General features: G+C 62.1%; 19 protein-coding genes and 1 pseudogene. 7 read left to right on the top strand and 13 right to left on the bottom strand.

Going from position 1 to position 16391, the window contains the following annotated elements; genetic code table 11:
* Positions 1 to 105: 105 nt before the first annotated feature.
* Both RWJ89_RS26200 and RWJ89_RS26195 read left to right on the top strand, forming a co-directional pair.
* Positions 106 to 294: a hypothetical protein gene (locus RWJ89_RS26200; RefSeq protein WP_131664362.1), complete on the top strand. Its 189-nt coding sequence runs from the start codon at positions 106 to 108 to the stop codon at positions 292 to 294.
* Positions 291 to 815, top strand: a complete 525-nt coding sequence (locus RWJ89_RS26195) for a hypothetical protein (protein WP_131664363.1) — start codon at positions 291 to 293, stop codon at positions 813 to 815. Before RWJ89_RS26200 ends, RWJ89_RS26195 begins: the two co-directional genes overlap by 4 nt.
* Positions 816 to 855: 40 nt before the next feature.
* Here the strand turns inward: RWJ89_RS26195 and RWJ89_RS26190 are convergent, their stop codons facing one another.
* The 4 genes and pseudogenes from RWJ89_RS26190 to RWJ89_RS26175 all read right to left on the bottom strand — a co-directional run bounded on the left by RWJ89_RS26190 (position 856) and on the right by RWJ89_RS26175 (position 3440).
* Positions 856 to 1188: a hypothetical protein gene (locus tag RWJ89_RS26190; protein ID WP_168323975.1), complete on the bottom strand. Its 333-nt coding sequence runs from the start codon at positions 1186 to 1188 to the stop codon at positions 856 to 858.
* Between the two features lie 61 nt (positions 1189 to 1249).
* Positions 1250 to 2325 (bottom strand): annotated as a pseudogene (locus tag RWJ89_RS26185) (hypothetical protein).
* Positions 2326 to 2361: 36 nt separating this feature from the next.
* On the bottom strand, positions 2362 to 2679 hold the full coding sequence (locus tag RWJ89_RS26180) for a hypothetical protein (RefSeq protein WP_131664366.1): 318 nt from the start codon (positions 2677 to 2679) through the stop codon (positions 2362 to 2364).
* Between the two features lie 242 nt (positions 2680 to 2921).
* Positions 2922 to 3440 (bottom strand): Spy/CpxP family protein refolding chaperone, encoded by a 519-nt coding sequence (locus tag RWJ89_RS26175; protein WP_246644673.1) that lies wholly within the window; start codon positions 3438 to 3440, stop codon positions 2922 to 2924.
* A gap of 34 nt (positions 3441 to 3474) precedes the next feature.
* Between RWJ89_RS26175 and RWJ89_RS26170 the strand changes: the two genes are divergently transcribed.
* Together RWJ89_RS26170 and RWJ89_RS26165 are read left to right on the top strand one after the other, a co-directional pair.
* Entirely contained in the window at positions 3475 to 4059 is a 585-nt protein-coding gene (locus RWJ89_RS26170) for a Crp/Fnr family transcriptional regulator (RefSeq protein WP_245503878.1), read from the top strand.
* A 55-nt stretch (positions 4060 to 4114) separates the two neighbouring features.
* Positions 4115 to 4318 carry a heavy-metal-associated domain-containing protein gene (locus RWJ89_RS26165; RefSeq protein WP_131664367.1) on the top strand — a complete coding sequence of 68 codons (204 nt, stop codon included), beginning with the start codon at positions 4115 to 4117 and terminating at the stop codon, positions 4316 to 4318.
* Positions 4319 to 4372: 54 nt separating this feature from the next.
* On the opposite strand, the gene RWJ89_RS26160 is transcribed toward RWJ89_RS26165, so the two are convergent.
* Positions 4373 to 5122: an adenylate/guanylate cyclase domain-containing protein gene (locus RWJ89_RS26160; protein WP_316031683.1), complete on the bottom strand. Its 750-nt coding sequence runs from the start codon at positions 5120 to 5122 to the stop codon at positions 4373 to 4375.
* A gap of 65 nt (positions 5123 to 5187) precedes the next feature.
* Between RWJ89_RS26160 and RWJ89_RS26155 the strand changes: the two genes are divergently transcribed.
* Together RWJ89_RS26155 and cueR are read left to right on the top strand one after the other, a co-directional pair.
* Positions 5188 to 7662, top strand: coding sequence for a heavy metal translocating P-type ATPase (locus RWJ89_RS26155; RefSeq protein ID WP_316031682.1), 2475 nt, complete (start codon positions 5188 to 5190; stop codon positions 7660 to 7662).
* 51 nt (positions 7663 to 7713) lie between these two features.
* The gene (gene cueR, locus RWJ89_RS26150; RefSeq protein WP_168328156.1) at positions 7714 to 8178 is read left to right on the top strand and encodes a Cu(I)-responsive transcriptional regulator; all 465 of its coding nucleotides are present in this window, start codon (positions 7714 to 7716) and stop codon (positions 8176 to 8178) included.
* On the opposite strand, the gene RWJ89_RS26145 is transcribed toward cueR, so the two are convergent.
* The 6 genes from RWJ89_RS26145 to RWJ89_RS26120 all read right to left on the bottom strand — a co-directional run bounded on the left by RWJ89_RS26145 (position 8144) and on the right by RWJ89_RS26120 (position 14735).
* Positions 8144 to 8455, bottom strand: a complete 312-nt coding sequence (locus RWJ89_RS26145) for a transposase (RefSeq protein WP_221999728.1) — start codon at positions 8453 to 8455, stop codon at positions 8144 to 8146. The two genes, cueR and RWJ89_RS26145, sit on opposite strands and share 35 nt — an antisense overlap.
* Positions 8456 to 8519: 64 nt before the next feature.
* The gene (locus RWJ89_RS26140; RefSeq protein ID WP_221999729.1) at positions 8520 to 8885 is read right to left on the bottom strand and encodes a hypothetical protein; all 366 of its coding nucleotides are present in this window, start codon (positions 8883 to 8885) and stop codon (positions 8520 to 8522) included.
* 322 nt (positions 8886 to 9207) lie between these two features.
* Positions 9208 to 11592: a phosphoketolase family protein gene (locus tag RWJ89_RS26135; protein WP_316031681.1), complete on the bottom strand. Its 2385-nt coding sequence runs from the start codon at positions 11590 to 11592 to the stop codon at positions 9208 to 9210.
* 9 nt (positions 11593 to 11601) lie between these two features.
* Positions 11602 to 12774 (bottom strand): acetate/propionate family kinase, encoded by a 1173-nt coding sequence (locus tag RWJ89_RS26130; RefSeq protein WP_316031680.1) that lies wholly within the window; start codon positions 12772 to 12774, stop codon positions 11602 to 11604.
* A complete protein-coding gene (locus tag RWJ89_RS26125) occupies positions 12767 to 13120 on the bottom strand; it encodes a hypothetical protein (RefSeq protein WP_316031679.1) in 354 nt (117 codons plus the stop codon). The genes RWJ89_RS26130 and RWJ89_RS26125 overlap by 8 nt, the downstream gene beginning before the upstream one ends.
* Positions 13101 to 14735, bottom strand: coding sequence for an MBL fold metallo-hydrolase (locus RWJ89_RS26120; RefSeq protein ID WP_168283132.1), 1635 nt, complete (start codon positions 14733 to 14735; stop codon positions 13101 to 13103). Before RWJ89_RS26120 ends, RWJ89_RS26125 begins: the two co-directional genes overlap by 20 nt.
* Positions 14736 to 14876: 141 nt before the next feature.
* Here RWJ89_RS26120 and RWJ89_RS26115 point away from each other — a divergent pair, with 141 nt between their 5' ends.
* On the top strand, positions 14877 to 15125 hold the full coding sequence (locus RWJ89_RS26115) for a BON domain-containing protein (protein WP_312887281.1): 249 nt from the start codon (positions 14877 to 14879) through the stop codon (positions 15123 to 15125).
* A gap of 250 nt (positions 15126 to 15375) precedes the next feature.
* On the opposite strand, the gene RWJ89_RS26110 is transcribed toward RWJ89_RS26115, so the two are convergent.
* Entirely contained in the window at positions 15376 to 15642 is a 267-nt protein-coding gene (locus RWJ89_RS26110) for a hypothetical protein (protein ID WP_410056116.1), read from the bottom strand.
* The gene (locus RWJ89_RS26105) at positions 15639 to 16385 is read right to left on the bottom strand and encodes a DUF2092 domain-containing protein (protein WP_168283131.1); all 747 of its coding nucleotides are present in this window, start codon (positions 16383 to 16385) and stop codon (positions 15639 to 15641) included. The genes RWJ89_RS26110 and RWJ89_RS26105 overlap by 4 nt, the downstream gene beginning before the upstream one ends.
* Between the last annotated feature and the right edge of the window lie 6 nt (positions 16386 to 16391).

Raw genomic sequence — 16391 nt, 5'->3', positions numbered from 1 at the left:
TTGACATGAATGAACACACTACCCTGTTATCAGACATGATGTTCAGCTTCTTCAATCGAATTGAAGGCGAGCGACAGCGAATTCTGCGGCAGGATGCGAACGACGATGGTTGACGAACCCGCCTACCCCGGCATGCCACGTTGGGTGAAGATCTCCGGAGTCGTCCTTGCGGTGGCGATATTGCTGGCAGCCGTTCTGATGATATCCGGTATTGGCGGACAACATGGGCCTGGCCGTCACCTCCCGCTTGCCGACACGGGACGCCAGGCGCCGAACGGAGGCGACCCGCCATGATCATGCCGCAGGGCATTCGAAAGGTCGCTCTCGTCGTCCATGTCGTCTCCTCGGTCGGCTCGCTCGGGGCAGTCGCCGCCTTCCTTGCGCTCGCCATCATCGGACTAGCCGGTCAGGACGACCGGTTGGTGCGGAGCACTTACGTCGCTGCGGACGTGATCGCGCGCGTCGTCATCGTCCCTCTGGTCATGGCCTCGTTTCTCTCCGGCCTTGTCCAGTCGCTGGGAACTACATGGGGCTTGTTCCGACATTACTGGGTCCTGGTGAAATTCCTGCTGAACCTTCTCGTCGTCGTCGTTTTGCTGCTGCAGGTGAAGGGGATAGTCTACCTGGGAGTTGCGTCACTTGAATCGACCATGTCGAACTCGGACCAACTCGATCTTCGGCGCTCGCTCGTCATCCATGCCGCTGGAGGACTCGTCGTATTGCTCGTGACGACGGCGCTGTCGGTGTACAAGCCGCGCGGCATGACCCGATACGGATGGCGCAGACATCATCGGCCACGGCCGGGTGGCTCATGAACCGCCATTCCGGGCCATCGGTTCGACGTCCTGCGCTAGTTCAGAAGCCCATCGGCGGCGCATAGAAGCAACGTACCGTGTCTTCGTTGGGAAACAGGCAGAGGTGATAGGAGCCGTCCGGCGACTCCCTGGTCTGCGCCTGTGGAATCAGAAAGACGTGTCTGCGCGTCGCCAGCCTGTGGTCGCCCGGCAGGAGTGTCACTTCGTACCCTTCCTCGCGGTGATGGACGGTCTTCGATGAGATGCGCTGGCAGTCGCCGTTATCACCGTCTCCGTTGCAGCAATAGGGCTCGTAGGTGAAGCCCGACGGCGCATGATGCGCGTGGGCCGCAGTGGCGAACGCCATCCCGATCGCCGCTAGTATCATTCGCATGGCGTCCTCGCTTTCGTGTCCATACAGAACGTGGGCAACGTCACGATCCGCCACGGGATCGTCACTTGCTTCCTTCGAACGGATCGGCCAGCGCCGCAACTGGGCGGCTGATCGGATACTTGATGACGGAGACCTTCTCCGCGAGCTTGACGTCGCCGTTTTCTTCAAGGAGCGCACGGAAGCTCGGATGCATGCCACCGTCCTGGTACGCGAGCGGCGTGAATCTTTTTGCGGCCAGCTCCTGGTATTTCCGATCGTCGGCGGACGCCTTCGCGGCGACTGCGGGGTCGGATCGATCGACGCGCTCCGGACATGCTGCGAGCGGATCGGCGGGGTCGCCGTCCTTGAATTCGGCGTCGAAGACGTACTTCCTGCCGCAGACGGCGACCCTCGGCTCGCGACGGCGAACATCGAAGATGTCGTAGCCCTCCTTGAGGTTCTTCCAGAAGGCGACATTCGGATCGCCGCGATGTGCCGCCAGGTTCTGCGGCGTCATGCGGAACGGGTAGGCCTGGACCTGGAACGCCTGCTGCCCGCCTTTCAAGGCCTTCTCGACCACCGCGTAGATTTCACCTACGCCCTGATCTGTCAGCGCAAAACAGCCCGACGACGAGCAGGCGCCATGTACCATGAGAGCTTCGCCGGAATAGCCAAGGGCCGCTTCCAGGCGGTTGGGATAGCCGAGGTTGAAGGAAAGATAGAACTGTGATTTCGGATTGAGGCCTCCCATGGAAACGCGGTAGAATCCTTCGGGCGCCTGTCGGTCTCCGGTCTTGGTCTTGGGACCTAGCTTTCCGGACCAGCGGCACATCGGATAGACCTTGAGCAGCGCATACCTTCCGCTGCCGTCAACCTTCCAGATCTCCAGCTCGCTTTCCATCTTGAAGATGCGGACGAGGACCGGATCTCCTGCTTCATTCCCTTGGCCTGCATGCCGGCCAGCAGCTTCGGCGGTATGTCGTGCGAAGCCACGCCGAGATCGTCAAGCGATTGAACGCAGCCGCTCAGGACCACGGCAAAGACGGCGAGCGCCACCCCGCAAAGCTGCTGCCGCACCCGGTCGATTTGATTCAAGTTGTTCAGCAATGAAGTTAAACTACTGACGTGGCTTGCAAACATAGACATGCGCAAGGTCATGCCCTTCCCTTTTGGCCTGGATTCGAACGAACGGATTCAGACAGAAGCGATGGGAGGACGCTGCTCGACGGGTTCAAGAACGCCCGCAAAGGCGACTGTCGCGAAGACGCCAAACGCGACGCGATCTGACTGCGAACAACGGACGTCTGGAGCTTGTGCGACGATGCCGTCCTGCTGGCAGTGCGATCCCGAAACAGATCGGCCGTCACCGCGATGGTGTCCGTCGGAGGTCGCGGGAACGCTGACGACGGCCGGGCCGGCATGGCCGTGATCTGCAGGCGCGGCGATGCAGGGCGCGGCAAGCGAACCCAGCAGCATCATGGTCGCGACAAGGACGTTGATCAGTAGGCGCATCGACTCGTTCCTGCGCAGAGTCTTCTCTGCTTCGGCGGCGTCATAATGGTGAACTTCGCCTTTTCGGTCAACGCGAAGGCGCTACTTTCCAGTCGCGAGCTCCCAAAAGGCCAACCGCCAGGTCGCGGTGATCGCGGCGGCCGTTGTCATCGCCTTCCTCGCAGCCATCGTGCTTCACGCGCTCTTGCGTGGCTAGAAGCGGCGTCGAGGCGGCCATCTCGCCTGCTGCCGTCCCCGACGGTCTATTTCCAGTAACCGCGGTGCTTGCCATAGGCGGCGATCTGGCGAGCGTCGAGAAGCCGGGTCATCTCGAGATGCGCCGCAAGGTGAATGAACCTCAGCCGTGACCGGCTCGCCTCTGCAGTGGCAACCAGGTCGCGAAGGGCGGATTCGGTAATGGTCCTGCTTCTGAACGCCGCGTCGAGCTCCCGCTCGGCCTCGACGAAGACCTTTCCCTCTTCCGATGCCCGAGCCTGCATGAGGTCGAAAACCTCCTGCACCTTCAGGAGCTGATCGTCCGTCAGGCCTAGTCGGTCCTTCATCTGAAGCACATGCGAGGGACCGGGGTAACCGTTGAGCTCCGCCGGCTTGGCAAAGCCCCACCCGCCCCCTCTGGTCAGTTCGTCGACGTCCGTTTCCGACAAGGACTTGATATCCCGCGCCGCCTCCTGCGCATATGGGGATGTCGCGTGATGCGCTCCCTCGGCCAATGTCTGTGTCGAGAGAACGGCGAATGTAAAGCTGACGAGCAGGGATTTCATCGATCGCGTTCCAGTTGGGGATGGGACCGCACTATTGCTTGTCGTCGTCGTAGCGAACATGATCGAGATCATGTCCACCCTCATTGATTACATTCGCGGCCTCTCGACCAGAAGAAAAACGTTCGGCGCCGGCCAGGACCTCTTCAACCAAGGCGACGACGTGGAAAACCTGTATCTCGTGGAGGCAGGGGTCGTTCATCTCCTTCGGCATCAGGCGGATGGCAACGTCGCGGTGCTGCAGCGGGCGTCGCCGGGACTGATCCTCGCGGAAGCTTCGGTCTTCTCGAGCGTCTACCATTGCGACGGCGTTGCCGTGAGCGACGTGAACGTGACCGCGGTACCGGTCAAATTGATCAGACGCGTCCTGCACAGCAATTCGGACTTCGCCGAAGGCTGGGCGTGCTACCTTTCCAGCCAGCTACAGCAGACGAGGAAGCGAGCGGAGATCGGCAGCCTGAAGACCGTCGCCGCTCGTCTTGAATCCTGGCTCGCATGGAACGACGGCGGGCTGCCAGCGAAAGGAGAATGGAAGGCGCTGGCCGACGATATCGGCGTCTCGCCGGAAGCCCTGTATCGGGAGCTTTCAAAACGACGCATTTCTTTGCGTGATCGGTCTTGACCCTCCCATGGTTGGAAGCCCTACATGGGGGCGGTCAAACCACTTGGAGACCACGATGTACGAATTCGAAATTCAGAACATGACCTGCGGCCACTGCGCAAGCACCGTGGAGAAGGCGATCAAGACTGCCGATCCGGAAGCCTCCGCCAGCATCGATCTTGCGGCCAGGACCGCCAAGGTTGAAACGAGGAGCGACCCCGCCGCGATCAAAACTGCCATTGAGAAGGCGGGCTATCCGTCCAGTTTCCAACAAGTTTGATTTCGGAACTGAGCACCAGATTTAGCAAGTGTTCCGCGCCGAGGTTTCAAACCGTCAGCGCGGAACCTCATAGGTCTGAGGCGACCGTCGATACGCTTCTTCACACTGCGGCGAGCAAAACCACGGCCCTTCGGGGGCGGCCCGCCTGTAGGATGAGTACGGCGCATGCATCTTGCACACCGGATCGATCCAGGCGGGGTCCGCAGACGGAGCAAGCTCGATCTCATAGAGAGGGACTTCCCCTGCTACCGATCTAAGCGCCACCGTTCCGAGGTCCCGCACCAGGATGCCTCTGGCGACGGCCGCCTCGGCAACGGGCCGGGTGGCGAGCAACTGGCCGGGTGCTGCGAGCGCGGCGATTCGTGATGCAATATTGACCGTCGATCCAAAGAGATCGCCTGCTCTGCGGACGACCGGCCCGTGGTTCAGCCCGGTCCGAGTGAGCGGCAGTCGCGGCTCCTTACGGCAGGCCTGCAGCAGCGGTCCGAGTACCTGGATCGCCGTATCCGGTTCAGGAAACGATAGCATTGCCTCGTCGCCAATCCATTTGATCGGCGGCTCATAGCCGCTGAGAGCGTCGCGGACCATGCTCTCGAATACCTCAAGCACGTCAAGCGCGGCTGCGTCTCCATAAACGTCCGCAATCGCGCTGAATCCCGCGATATCTATGAACGCAACGGTAGCCGGTGCGGTCGCTAAATCCTCTCGCTGCCTCACATCGCTCTCCATCGCCCGAAGATTAGCAACGTCGCATTCTCGCTCGCGTTCGCTTCTCAAGCAAGCCGTGAAGCTGTTTGTCAACACGAGCCCTTGACCTTCCCATCATGGGAAGGATTACCTATGTGTGCAGTTCAACAAGGGATCGACCCATGACTGCCGTATCGAAGATTGAAAACTCGACCGCAATACCAATTCCCACCGAGTTCGAAATCGAGGGCATGTCGTGCGCGTCGTGCGTCGCCAGGGTCGAACGGGCGATCAAGGCCGTCCCCAGCGTCGACACCGCGTCGGTGAACCTCGCGACCGAGCGTGCGGCCGTGACGTTCAAGGACAGCGTGGACGCGATCGCCGTCCTCCAAGCCATCGAAGGCGCAGGCTACGAGGCCAGGATCGAAACGCTGGAGATGTTTGTCGAGGGCATGACCTGCGCCTCGTGCGTCTCCCGCGTCGAGCGTGCTCTGAAAGCGGTGCCTGGTGTGGTCGACGCATCCGTCAACCTGGCGACCGAGAAGGCCACGATTCGCTTCGCGGCAGGTGCGGTGTCGCTGCGCGCATTGGAAGACGCCGTCCACGCGGCCGGATACGAGCCGAAATCCGGAAGTCGGCCGGAAAAGGACGCAGCCGACGATCGCCGCGACACCGAGATTCGATCACTGGCGCTCCGCCTCGGCATTTCCGCAATTCTCACCCTGCCGCTGTTCCTGATCGAAATGGGCTCCCACGTCATACCGGGTGTCCACGAGTTCGTCATGAACACCGTCGGCATGCGGCAGAGCCTCTACCTGCAGTTCGCGCTGGCGACCGCCGTCCTGTTCGGGCCTGGTCTTGCCTTCTTCCGGAAGGGCGTGCCCAATCTGCTGCGGCTGGCGCCCGACATGAACTCGCTCGTCGTGCTTGGAACTTCGGCGGCATGGGCGTACTCCGTGGTCGCGACATTTCTTCCCGCCGCCCTGCCCGCAGGAACCGTGAACGTCTACTACGAGGCCGCGGCCGTCATCGTGACCCTGATACTGCTCGGCCGCTACCTCGAGGCCCGCGCGAAGGGAAAGACGAGCCAGGCCATCACGCGCCTGCTCGGCCTGAAGGCGAAGACCGCCTTCGTGGAGCGCTCCGGGACGTTCCTGGAGATCGGGATCGAAGACGTCCTGGTCGGCGACGTGATCCGCATTCGTCCTGGCGAGAAGGTTCCGGTGGACGGCACGGTGGTGTCCGGGGCGTCCTACGTCGACGAGGTCATGATCACCGGCGAGCCGGTTCCGGTCTCCAAGTCCGTTGGAAGCGACGTGGTCGGCGGCACGATCAACAAGACGGGGTCGTTCACGTTCCGCGCGACGAAGGTCGGGGCCGACACCGTGCTCGCCCAGATCGTCCGGATGGTCGAGGCCGCGCAAGGATCCAAGCTGCCGATCCAGGCTCTGGTGGACAGGGTGACAGGCTGGTTCGTCCCCGCCGTCATCCTCGCCGCACTGGTGACGTTCGGGGCATGGATGATTCTCGGCCCGTCTCCGGCGCTAAGCTTTGCGCTGGTCAACGCTGTCGCCGTCCTGATCATCGCCTGCCCGTGCGCGATGGGTCTCGCGACGCCGACGTCGATCATGGTCGGGACCGGCCGCGCGGCCGAGCTCGGGATTCTGTTCCGCAAGGGCGAGGCGCTGCAAAGCCTGCGTGAGGCCAGAGTCGTCGCCCTGGACAAGACCGGAACGCTAACGAAGGGCAAGCCGGAGCTGACCGACTTCCAGGTTTCGGAAGGCTACCTGCGCGAGGACGTCCTCGCCTGGGTGGCGAGCATCGAGGCGCTGTCGGAGCATCCGATCGCCGAAGCAATCGTCAAGGCTGCCGAGGCGGAGGGACTGATGCTCGCCGCCGTGAAGGACTTCGAAGCGTCTCCAGGCTACGGCGTGAAGGGCACCGTCGCAGGTCGATCGCTGCTCGTCGGCGCGGATCGGGCGCTGGTCCGCGAGGGCGTCTCCGTGGAAGGATTCGCCTCGATCGCCGAGGGACTCTCCAGCAAGGGCAGATCACCGCTCTATGTCGCCGTGGACGGCCGTCTTGCTGCGATCGTCGCCGTGTCGGACCCCGTCAAAGAAACGACGCCCGAAGCGATCAGATCCCTGCATGCCCTTGGTCTCGAAGTGGCGATGATCACCGGAGACAACCGTCGTACCGCAGAGGCGATCGCCACCCAGCTCGGCATCGACCGAGTGATTGCGGAGGTGCGTCCGGAAGGCAAGGTTGAGGCGGTCAAACGGCTGCGCGAGCGTGGCAAGGTCGCTTTCGTCGGTGACGGCATCAACGACGCCCCGGCGCTCACGGAGGCGGACGTGGGACTTGCCGTCGGCACGGGCACCGACGTCGCGATCGAGAGCGCCGACGTCGTGCTGATGTCCGGAGATCTCACCGCCGTCGTCAGGGCCGTCGGACTGAGCCACGCGACCATCCGAAACATCAAGCAGAACCTGTTCTGGGCGTTCGTCTATAACGCCGGCCTCGTGCCCGTTGCGGCCGGTCTTCTCTATCCGGTCAGCGGCACCCTGCTGTCGCCAATCTTCGCCGCCGGCGCGATGGCAATGTCCAGCGTGTTCGTCCTCGGTAACGCCCTGCGCCTTCGCCGCATAGAACCTTGAAGCAATTGCGGCGTCGCCATCGGCGCCGCCCCATATCGACAGGAGCATGGAATGAACATCGGAGAGGCAGCAAAGGCCAGCGGCGTGTCGGCCAAGATGATCCGCTACTACGAGCAGATAAAACTGATCACGCCGGCGCATCGCACGGAATCGAGCTACCGCACATACGGCGAAAACGACGTCCATACCCTGCGGTTCATACGCAGGGCGCGAGACCTCGGCTTCTCCGTCGAACAGATGAAGACCCTGCTGGCCCTCTGGCGGGACAGGTCGAGGGCAAGCGCCGACGTGAAGAGCATCGCCCGCGAACACATTGAGGAACTCGAACGCAAGGCTGCTGCGATCCATGCCATGACGGCAACGCTCAAGCACCTGGTCAAGCACTGCCATGGCGACGATCGGCCCGACTGCCCGATCATCGAGGAGTTCGCCAACCAGAGCGATGAAGCGCCACCGCCTGCGATCAATTCCCGCTTCGGTCTCAACGGATTGAAGACGGACCACGGCGGGCGCTAGCCGCCACCTCTCGGTCCCGAGTAGCGCCGTCATTCCATCCTGACCCTGACGTGGCAGGTCGTACGGGTGCAGGCAGAACCAGCTTGCCTTGCCGCGCCATCGTCCGCCAGGTGGAGAGGTGGTTCGGCTTCAAGCCGTACCGCTCGGCGACTTCATTCACCATCGCGCCTGGCCGAAGGCTCTCCGAAACGATCTGCGCCTTGACCTTGTCCGGCCAGTGCCGGTGAACCTCACGACCGGATTTCCTGGTCGTGAGAACCTCCAATGTAGTCTCCATGGAGAAACTCCCGTTGCTCGTCCATGGAAAGCCGATCACACATTACTATGACGACAACAACCGCTCAGGAGACCGGAGCGGTGCAGAGCGCTGCCCAGAGGTCGTGCTTCCAGTCCGCTCCCGGCGGCACCGACACGTCGATTGCATAGTCGGCGGAATTGATCCGCACCAAGGCTGGCGAAATGCAGCGCACGCTCGCCTTGTGCCTTCCTCCGTCCCGATAGAGGACCGACCCGCCACCGTCGAATTCCGAGAGCGTGATGACGACGTCGAAGTCGAAGGCCGGATCGCGGGCAGGCCCGCCCTCGGCCAGACTGAGGCTGATGGACCGGCTACCGCCGAACGAAGCAGTATGAAAGGCAAGTCCGGACGACGCCGCGATCGACGCCGATTGCGTGAAGAGGATCAGAGACAGAAGAACCCGGCGCATCTACCCCTCCCGTGGTCTATGCACTGTGATCTTAGCACGTTCACGTCACATACGCACGTTGGCCCTTCATAGCTTGCGGTGCGTGCGAGCCGGCCGCCGGAAAGGATCAAGACACGATGACCATTATCCTTTCGCCGCTGTTGATGACGCGGTCGTCTTCCACACCCCGCCATTCCTCCGGTGTATGAAGTTGTAGAGACCGACCTGCCGAACGTCCCCTGCCCCGCTCGACGGCCTCGCCAAGATCGAAGGCGTCCAGATCTCCGACGACGATGACGTCTACGTCGCTGTCCGGACGCTCCGACCCGAGATGAAGGCTAGACTAGGAGGAGCGTGCCCAGCGCCAATTCTGGATTTCCGGCATGTCTTCTCCACGCTCCCTCACGAACGCCCGGTGCTCGTCGAGCTTTGCATGCAGGTCTGCGATCACGCCTGGGACCTTTTCGGCGAGATCGGGCACCCGCGCGATCGCCTCGAGAGCGAGATGATACCTGTCCAGCTCGTTCAAGACGGTCATGTCGAACGGCGTCGTCGTCGTGCCCTCCTCCACGAACCCGCGCACGTGGATGTTGCCGTGATTGGTGCGCCGGTACGTCAACCGGTGGATGAGATAGGGATAGCCGTGGTAGGCGAAGATGACCGGCCTGTCCTTCGTAAAGATACCATCGAACCGCGCGTCGTCGAGACCATGGGGGTGCTGCTGGGGGTCCTGCATTGCAAGCAGGTCGACGACGTTCACCGTCCTGATTTTCAAGTCGGGTATCGCCTCGTGCAGCAGCATCACGGCCGCGAGCGTCTCCATCGTCGGCACGTCTCCCGCACATGCCATCACGACGTCAGGCGCGATCGAATCCTTCTCGAAGCTTGCCCACTCCCAGACGCCAACGCCCTCTTCACAATGCTTCACGGCCTCGTCGATCGTAAGGTACTGGGACTCCGGCTGCTTGCCCGCCACGATCACATTGATACGGTCGTAAGTCCTCAGGCAGTGATCGCCGACCCACAGGAGCGTGTTGGCGTCTGGCGGTAGATAGATGCGGACGACGTCTGCCTTCTTGTTGGCGACCAGATCGACGAAGCCGGGGTCCTGATGCGAGAAGCCGTTGTGGTCCTGTCGCCAGACATGCGACGTCAGGAGGTAGTTCAGCGACGACACCGGCTCCCGCCAATCCAATCCGCGCGAAACCTTGAGCCACTTGGCATGCTGGTTGAACATCGAGTCGATGATGTGGATGAAGGCCTCGTAGCATGAGAAAAGGCCGTGGCGGCCGGTAAGGAGATATCCCTCCAGCCAGCCCTGGCAGAGATGTTCGCTGAGAACCTCCATGACCCGTCCGTCTCTGCCAAGATGGACGTCGTACTCTTCGATCTCTTGCATCCAGACACGGTCCGTCTGCTCGAAGACGGCACCCAGCCGGTTCGACTCGGTCTCGTCCGGCCCGAAGATCCGGAAGTTTTTGGCCTCGGCATTGAGCCGCATGACGTCCCGCAGATACCGTCCTAAAATCTCTGTCGACTGGACCTGGGAAGCGCCACGAACGTCGATCGCGACCGCGTGGTCGCGAATGTTTGGTAGCTGCAGCTCCCGGCGCATCCGTCCACCGTTTGCATACGGCGTCGCTCCCATACGCTTCTCGCCACTCGGCGCCAGTGCCCGCAGTTCCGGCCGGAGACGGCCGTCGGCGTCAAACAAGTCCTCTGGGCGGTAGCTCCGCATCCATTCCTCCAGAATCTGTCGGTGCGCCTCGTCGCCCCTGCAGTTTGCGACAGGCACCTGGTGGGCGCGCCAGAAACCCTCCACTTTCTTGCCGTCGACCTCCTTCGGCCCGGTCCACCCCTTAGGGCTGCGAAGCACGATCATCGGCCACCGCGGCACGCCGGCCGCTGGCGACCCGTTCCTCGCCGACGCCTGCAGGGATTCGATGATGTCGAAGGCCCGGTCGAATGCGGCCGCCATCTGCCGGTGCATGTCCGCCGGCTCGTGGCCCTCGACGAAGATCGGCTCATATCCATATCCCACGAACAGGCTGCGGAGATCCTCATCGCTTGTCCGCGAAAGGATCGTCGGATTGGCGATCTTATAGCCATTGAGATGCAGGATCGGCAGCACCGCGCCGTCGCGGGCAGGATTGAGAAACTTCGTCGAATGCCAGGCAGCCGCAAGCGGGCCAGTCTCCGCTTCGCCGTCGCCGACCACGCAGGCTACCACAAGGCCCGGGTTGTCGAACGCGGCGCCGAAGGCGTGGACCAGCGCATATCCGAGTTCGCCGCCTTCGTGGATCGAACCGGGGGTCTCCGGGGCGACGTGGCTGGGTATCCCTCCGGGAAAGGAAAACTGCCTGAACAGCTTGCGCATGCCGTCGGCGTCCTGCGAGATGTCCGGATAGACCTCGCTATATGTGCCTTCGAGGTAGGTGTTCGCGACCATTCCCGGTCCGCCGTGACCAGGCCCGCAGACATAAAGGACATCCCCGTCACGAGCCTTGATGACGCGGTTGAGATGGGCGTAGATGAAGTTGAGGCCGGGCGTCGTTCCCCAATGTCCGAGAAGCCGGGGTTTGATATGTTCCGGCCGAAGCGGCTCGCGCAGAAGCGGATTGTCCATGAGGTAGATCTGGCCGATGGACAGATAGTTGGCGGCCCGCCAGTAGCGGTCGATGAGATCGAGCTCGCGCTCGGTGGGGTGTGGGCTTCTACGTTCAGACATGTTGTATCCTCAAAGCTTGTGGCGGCTGATAACTTCGATCGCTTCGTCGGCGATCACCTGTTCCTCGTCGGTCGGAATGACGAGGGCGACGATTTCGCTTTCCCTCGCGCTGATCACGGTCGCGTTCATCTTGTTAGCAGGCTCGCTCAACGAGAGACCCAGCCAACCCAGATGGTGGGCGACGCCACCCCGTATCTCCGGCTGATGCTCGCCTATGCCGGCAGTAAAGACGATGGCGTCGACCCCGCCAAGAGAGACGGCAAGCCTTCCGATCTCGCCGGCGATCCTGAAGCAGAAGAGGTCGAGGGCTTCCCTGGATGCCGGATGGAAGTCCTCCAGCAGGACGCGGACGTCGCCGCTTTTCCCGGAGACGCCGAACAGCCCGCAACGGTGATAGAGGAAATCCTCGAGACGATCCGCGTCGTGGAATTTATTGCGCAGAAGGTGGACGACGGCGCCCGGATCGAGCGAGCCCGGCCGGGTCGACATCGGAACTCCGTCCAGCGGCGAGAAGCCCATGCTGGCGTCTATGCTCACGCCGTCGACCATTCCGCAAAGGCTCGCGCCGCTTCCAAGATGCGCACAGATGATACGGCCGGCGGCCAGGTCTGGATCGTGTTTCCTAAGCTCGCCGGCGACGTACTTATAGGAAAGTCCGTGGAAGCCGTATCTGCGAATCCCGGCATCGTGCAGCTCTCTTGGAATGGCGAGCCGTGCGGCAAGACTACTCTGCGACGAATGGAACGCGGTATCGAAGGACGCCGTCTGCGGTATGTCCGGATATGCGCTCCGCACTGCGCGGACGATCGCAAGCGCCGGAGGGAGGTGCACCGGCGCGAGATGCGTCAGATCCTCCATTCTGAGGACGACCTCGGGCTCCAGCAGAACGGGGCCATCGAAGACCCGTCCGCCGTGGACGATGCGATGGCCGGCCACCACGGGGTCGAACCCTCTGCGGACGATGCAATCGACGACCTGCGAAACCAGCCGCGCGTCGATCGCTCTGCTGGACGGAAGCTCGACAGCCTCGTCACCGCCAGAAAATCGGAAGGTGAACCTCGGCTGCTCCCCGAGCGTGGCAATGCCGCCACCCAGCCGGAGCGCCCGACCGTCCTTCAGCCTGAAGACGCCGACCTTGAGACTGGAGGACCCGGCGTTGAAAGTGACGGCAACCCTATCCATGGCCCAAAACTCTGGAGCGTGCAGTCCCAGCAGGCTTCGCAGCCACCTTCGTTGCAGCCTGCCTGGCTGCCTCCTTGCTTGCCTCTTCGAAGAACTCGCATGCGTACTCGAGGACGGACGTCTCGTCTTCCGACGACAGACCGAACGGCGCGCACTGCTCCTTCATGGCCCGCAGGACCTTCTTCTTTAATGCGGCGACCGCAAAGGCATTCTTGGAAGCGAGAACCTCCCGCAGGCAGGTTATAGCGACCACTTCCAGGACGATAAGCTTGCCTTGCACCTCTCCTTGGGTCGGTATGGCGAAGCGTTCTCCGCCGCGCTTGCAGTCACGATCCATGATTAACATTGGCGTCTCTCCTCCCTTCGACCGCCGGAACATCGTCCGGGTCCAGTGCGCGTCGCAGCCTGCGTAGCACGACCGCTCGGCCCTTCTCGTCGGCGACGGATTTCAGACGATCGGACAGGTCCAGAACGAACCGCTGATAGTCGTTGTTCCAATCAGGCCTGCCGGGCACGACCGACTTGAGACGTGCGTGCGTCCTGTCTTCGATGAGGCGTGCACCCGCCGGTGAAAGCTCGTAGGCTTCGTCCAGCGACGAGCAGACGACCTTTGCGGAAACCGGCTTCGGGAGCCGAGCGGACATCGCTTCACGAGCGCTCTCCTCTCCATGGACGAGGAAGATTGCCTTGCGGATCGGTTCCCGCTCGGCAATCCACGCATCCAGTTCGCTTGCATCCGCATGTCCGCTATAGGCGTCGAGCGTGGCCATCCTGGCACCGACGTGAATCTCCTCGCCCTGGATGCGGACGTCGGTCGCGCCCTCCTGCAGGATGCGGCCGAGCGTCCCCGCCGCCTGGAAGCCGACGAACAACACGGTGCACTCCCGCCGCCAGAGCCAGTTCTTCAGGCGGTGGCGGATCCGCCCCGCCTCGCACATTCCGCTTGCCGCGATGACGATGTGAAAGCCCCGGACGAGATCGAGCGCCTTCGACTGCTCGGCGGTCTCGGTGAAACGGACGTTCGGCGCGTTGAGCGCGCGAAGGAACGCCTTGCCGTGACTGAGGTCGGCCACATGCTTCTTGAATGCCTCGGTCGCTCGCGACGCGAGCGGCGAGTCTATCATGATGGGGCACCGCGGCACCTCTCCTTCGTCCATGAGGGCGACGAGATCGGTCAGCACCTCCTGCGTCCTCTCTACGGCGAAGGAGGGAATGAGAAGAACTCCGCCGGTGCTGCTCGAGCTCGCCACCACTTCGCGCAGCCGGTCCCGTCGATCGTTCAGTGCGTACTCTTCCCGTTCTCGGTCTCCGTATGTGCTTTCGCAGATGAGGTAATCGATCCCGGAAGGCGCCCGAGGGAGATTTTCGAACAATTTGTTGCTCGCGCCGACGTCGCCGGAGAACAAAATTCTTGTCGCCCCGTCCGCGCCGGGCACCTCGACTTCGATCGATGCGGAACCCATCAGGTGTCCAGCATTCCAGTAACGGAACCTTACGCCGCCAACAGTCTCCCGCCACTCGCCGTACTCGACAGCAATGAACTGCGGCAGCATGCTGCGGGCGTCGTCGGCAGTATAGATGGGCTCCACCGTCTCTCGCGCCCGTCTGCGATTCCTTCGATTGAGCTGTCGGACCTCCGACTCCTGGATGTGACCCGAATCCTGCAGCATGATCGTGCATAGGTCGATCGTTGCTGCTGTTGCAAAGATTGGCCCGCCATATCCCGCCTTCGCGAGCTTCGGAAGCAGGCCGGAGTGGTCGATGTGCGCGTGTGTGAGCAGCACCGCGTCGATCCGCGCTGGCTCGAACGGAAAGGGCTTGTAGTTGAGCTCCTTCTCTGACTTCGATCCCTGAAATATTCCGCAGTCGATCAAAATGCGTGTGCCACCGGCCTCTAAAAGGAAACATGATCCGGTGACCGAGCCCGCGGCACCGTAGAAGTGAAGGATCGGATTGGCCATGACAACTCCTATCTGTTGTCAGGGACTTTAAGGCACCCCGGACGACCGCACGTTGACGAAGGTCAAAGACATGTTCGGCGCTCGCCTGACGTTCAGTTCCAGAAAGCTGCCGCCGAGCATGCCGTCAGGAAGCTCGGTGGCGTGGTCGGCATCCTCAATCTGCTGACGATACGGCCGTGCCCGACGGTGCCGGACGTCCGCCGTCGGATTGAAGAAGCGCTGAAACGGAGCGCCGAAGTCGACGCCGGCGGCATCTCGGTGAAGGTTCAGGACGACAAGGTCGTTCTCGAAGGCGGCGTGTGCGCCTGGCACGAGCGCGGCGTCGCCGAACGGACGGCCTGGTCTGTTCCAGGCGTGACCGCCGTCGAGAACCACATCCGCATCAACTGAAAAAGAGGGAGCGGTCGCCCCTCCCTCTCTCCGCGCCCACCGCACGCCACCCCCTCGGCGTAGCGGAGGGTTGACCGTCAGGCTGCCTTGACCGTGATCTTCTTGTCGTTCTTCTGCCGCTCGGGCGTCTTCGGCAGCTTGCGGACGGCTTCCGGCCGCTCAGCTTGTCGTGGAAGTTGCGACAAGCCGCATGAAGGTTGATGGCCTCTTCGCGCGCGAGCAGTTCCTGTTCTATCAGCGTCACAGGCCTTCACGGACATCTATAATAGACCCGCCCGTAGGCATCGACGACCTGAACGCAGCCCGAAGCATAGACCGCGCCGGCTGTAGCTCCCACAGCAACGGCCCGGCGCGTCGTCCGCCGCGCCACTCCGGCGTAGCTCACTGGCGTTAACGGGCGGCCGACGCGAGCCTGGGCTTCAGAAATAAATGAACCAACGCCGCCGGTAAGACCGTCGCCCACCAGGAGCATTGTGGTGATACCTGCCCAAGCGATAAGTTTTTTGCGGCTGGTCATTCGCTGGCTCCTTCTGGAATGTCATCGATGTGGGGCATCGCCTTCGCATCCACCCGCTTGCTGTCGCTCGGCGGCGCGAATGAGAAATCATCCTTCACCTCTCCGCTCCAGGAATTGATGATCAGCGTATATTGCGGCGCGGCGGCCACGGCCTTGGAGGTGATCACGTATTTGCAGGGAATTGGTTCCGCCCCCGTGCGCACCCACAACTGCCAGTCCGTATCCGCGTTGCGAAAGGCCAGGTGCTCACACTCCACGCCACCAATCACGCCTGTGCCGATATGCTTGGCATCGACAACGCCGGCATTGAGCGCATCGTAGACGTTCGACAACAGCAGGTCAGCACCAGGCAACGCGTGCCCATCCGATTCAAGCTTTACAATAAGTTCATCGATCGTCCCAGGAGCGTCGATCTGGGCGAATGATTTGGCGTCTTTCGAATGAATGGTCACCTGCTTACCGTCGAAAATCATTTCGACGTCGGCGAACCCGCCGGTGCGGGCTGCATGTACTTTGTTCGGGCGACTGACGGCAACCTGACCTGAGCTCGCGAACTGAATCTTCTGCAGATCAGGTGTCACAACTTCAATATCTGTATTGAAGGTTGCGGAGAAGGTCTGCTGTTTGGTCAAGTAATCCGACATGGATTTGAGAATGGCGCGAGCATCATCCTCCGCATGCGCAATCGGCGCAAAGGCTGCCAAGGCGAGTATCGCCACGGCGCAGGGACGTCCAATTTTCATGTTTCC

Origin of the sequence: Rhizobium sp. 10PS4, assembly GCF_032464805.1 — a bacterium.
GTDB lineage: Bacteria > Pseudomonadota > Alphaproteobacteria > Rhizobiales > Rhizobiaceae > Rhizobium > Rhizobium laguerreae.
Note: the sequence above shows the minus strand (reverse complement) of the source record. Positions and strands in the feature narration are given on the sequence as shown.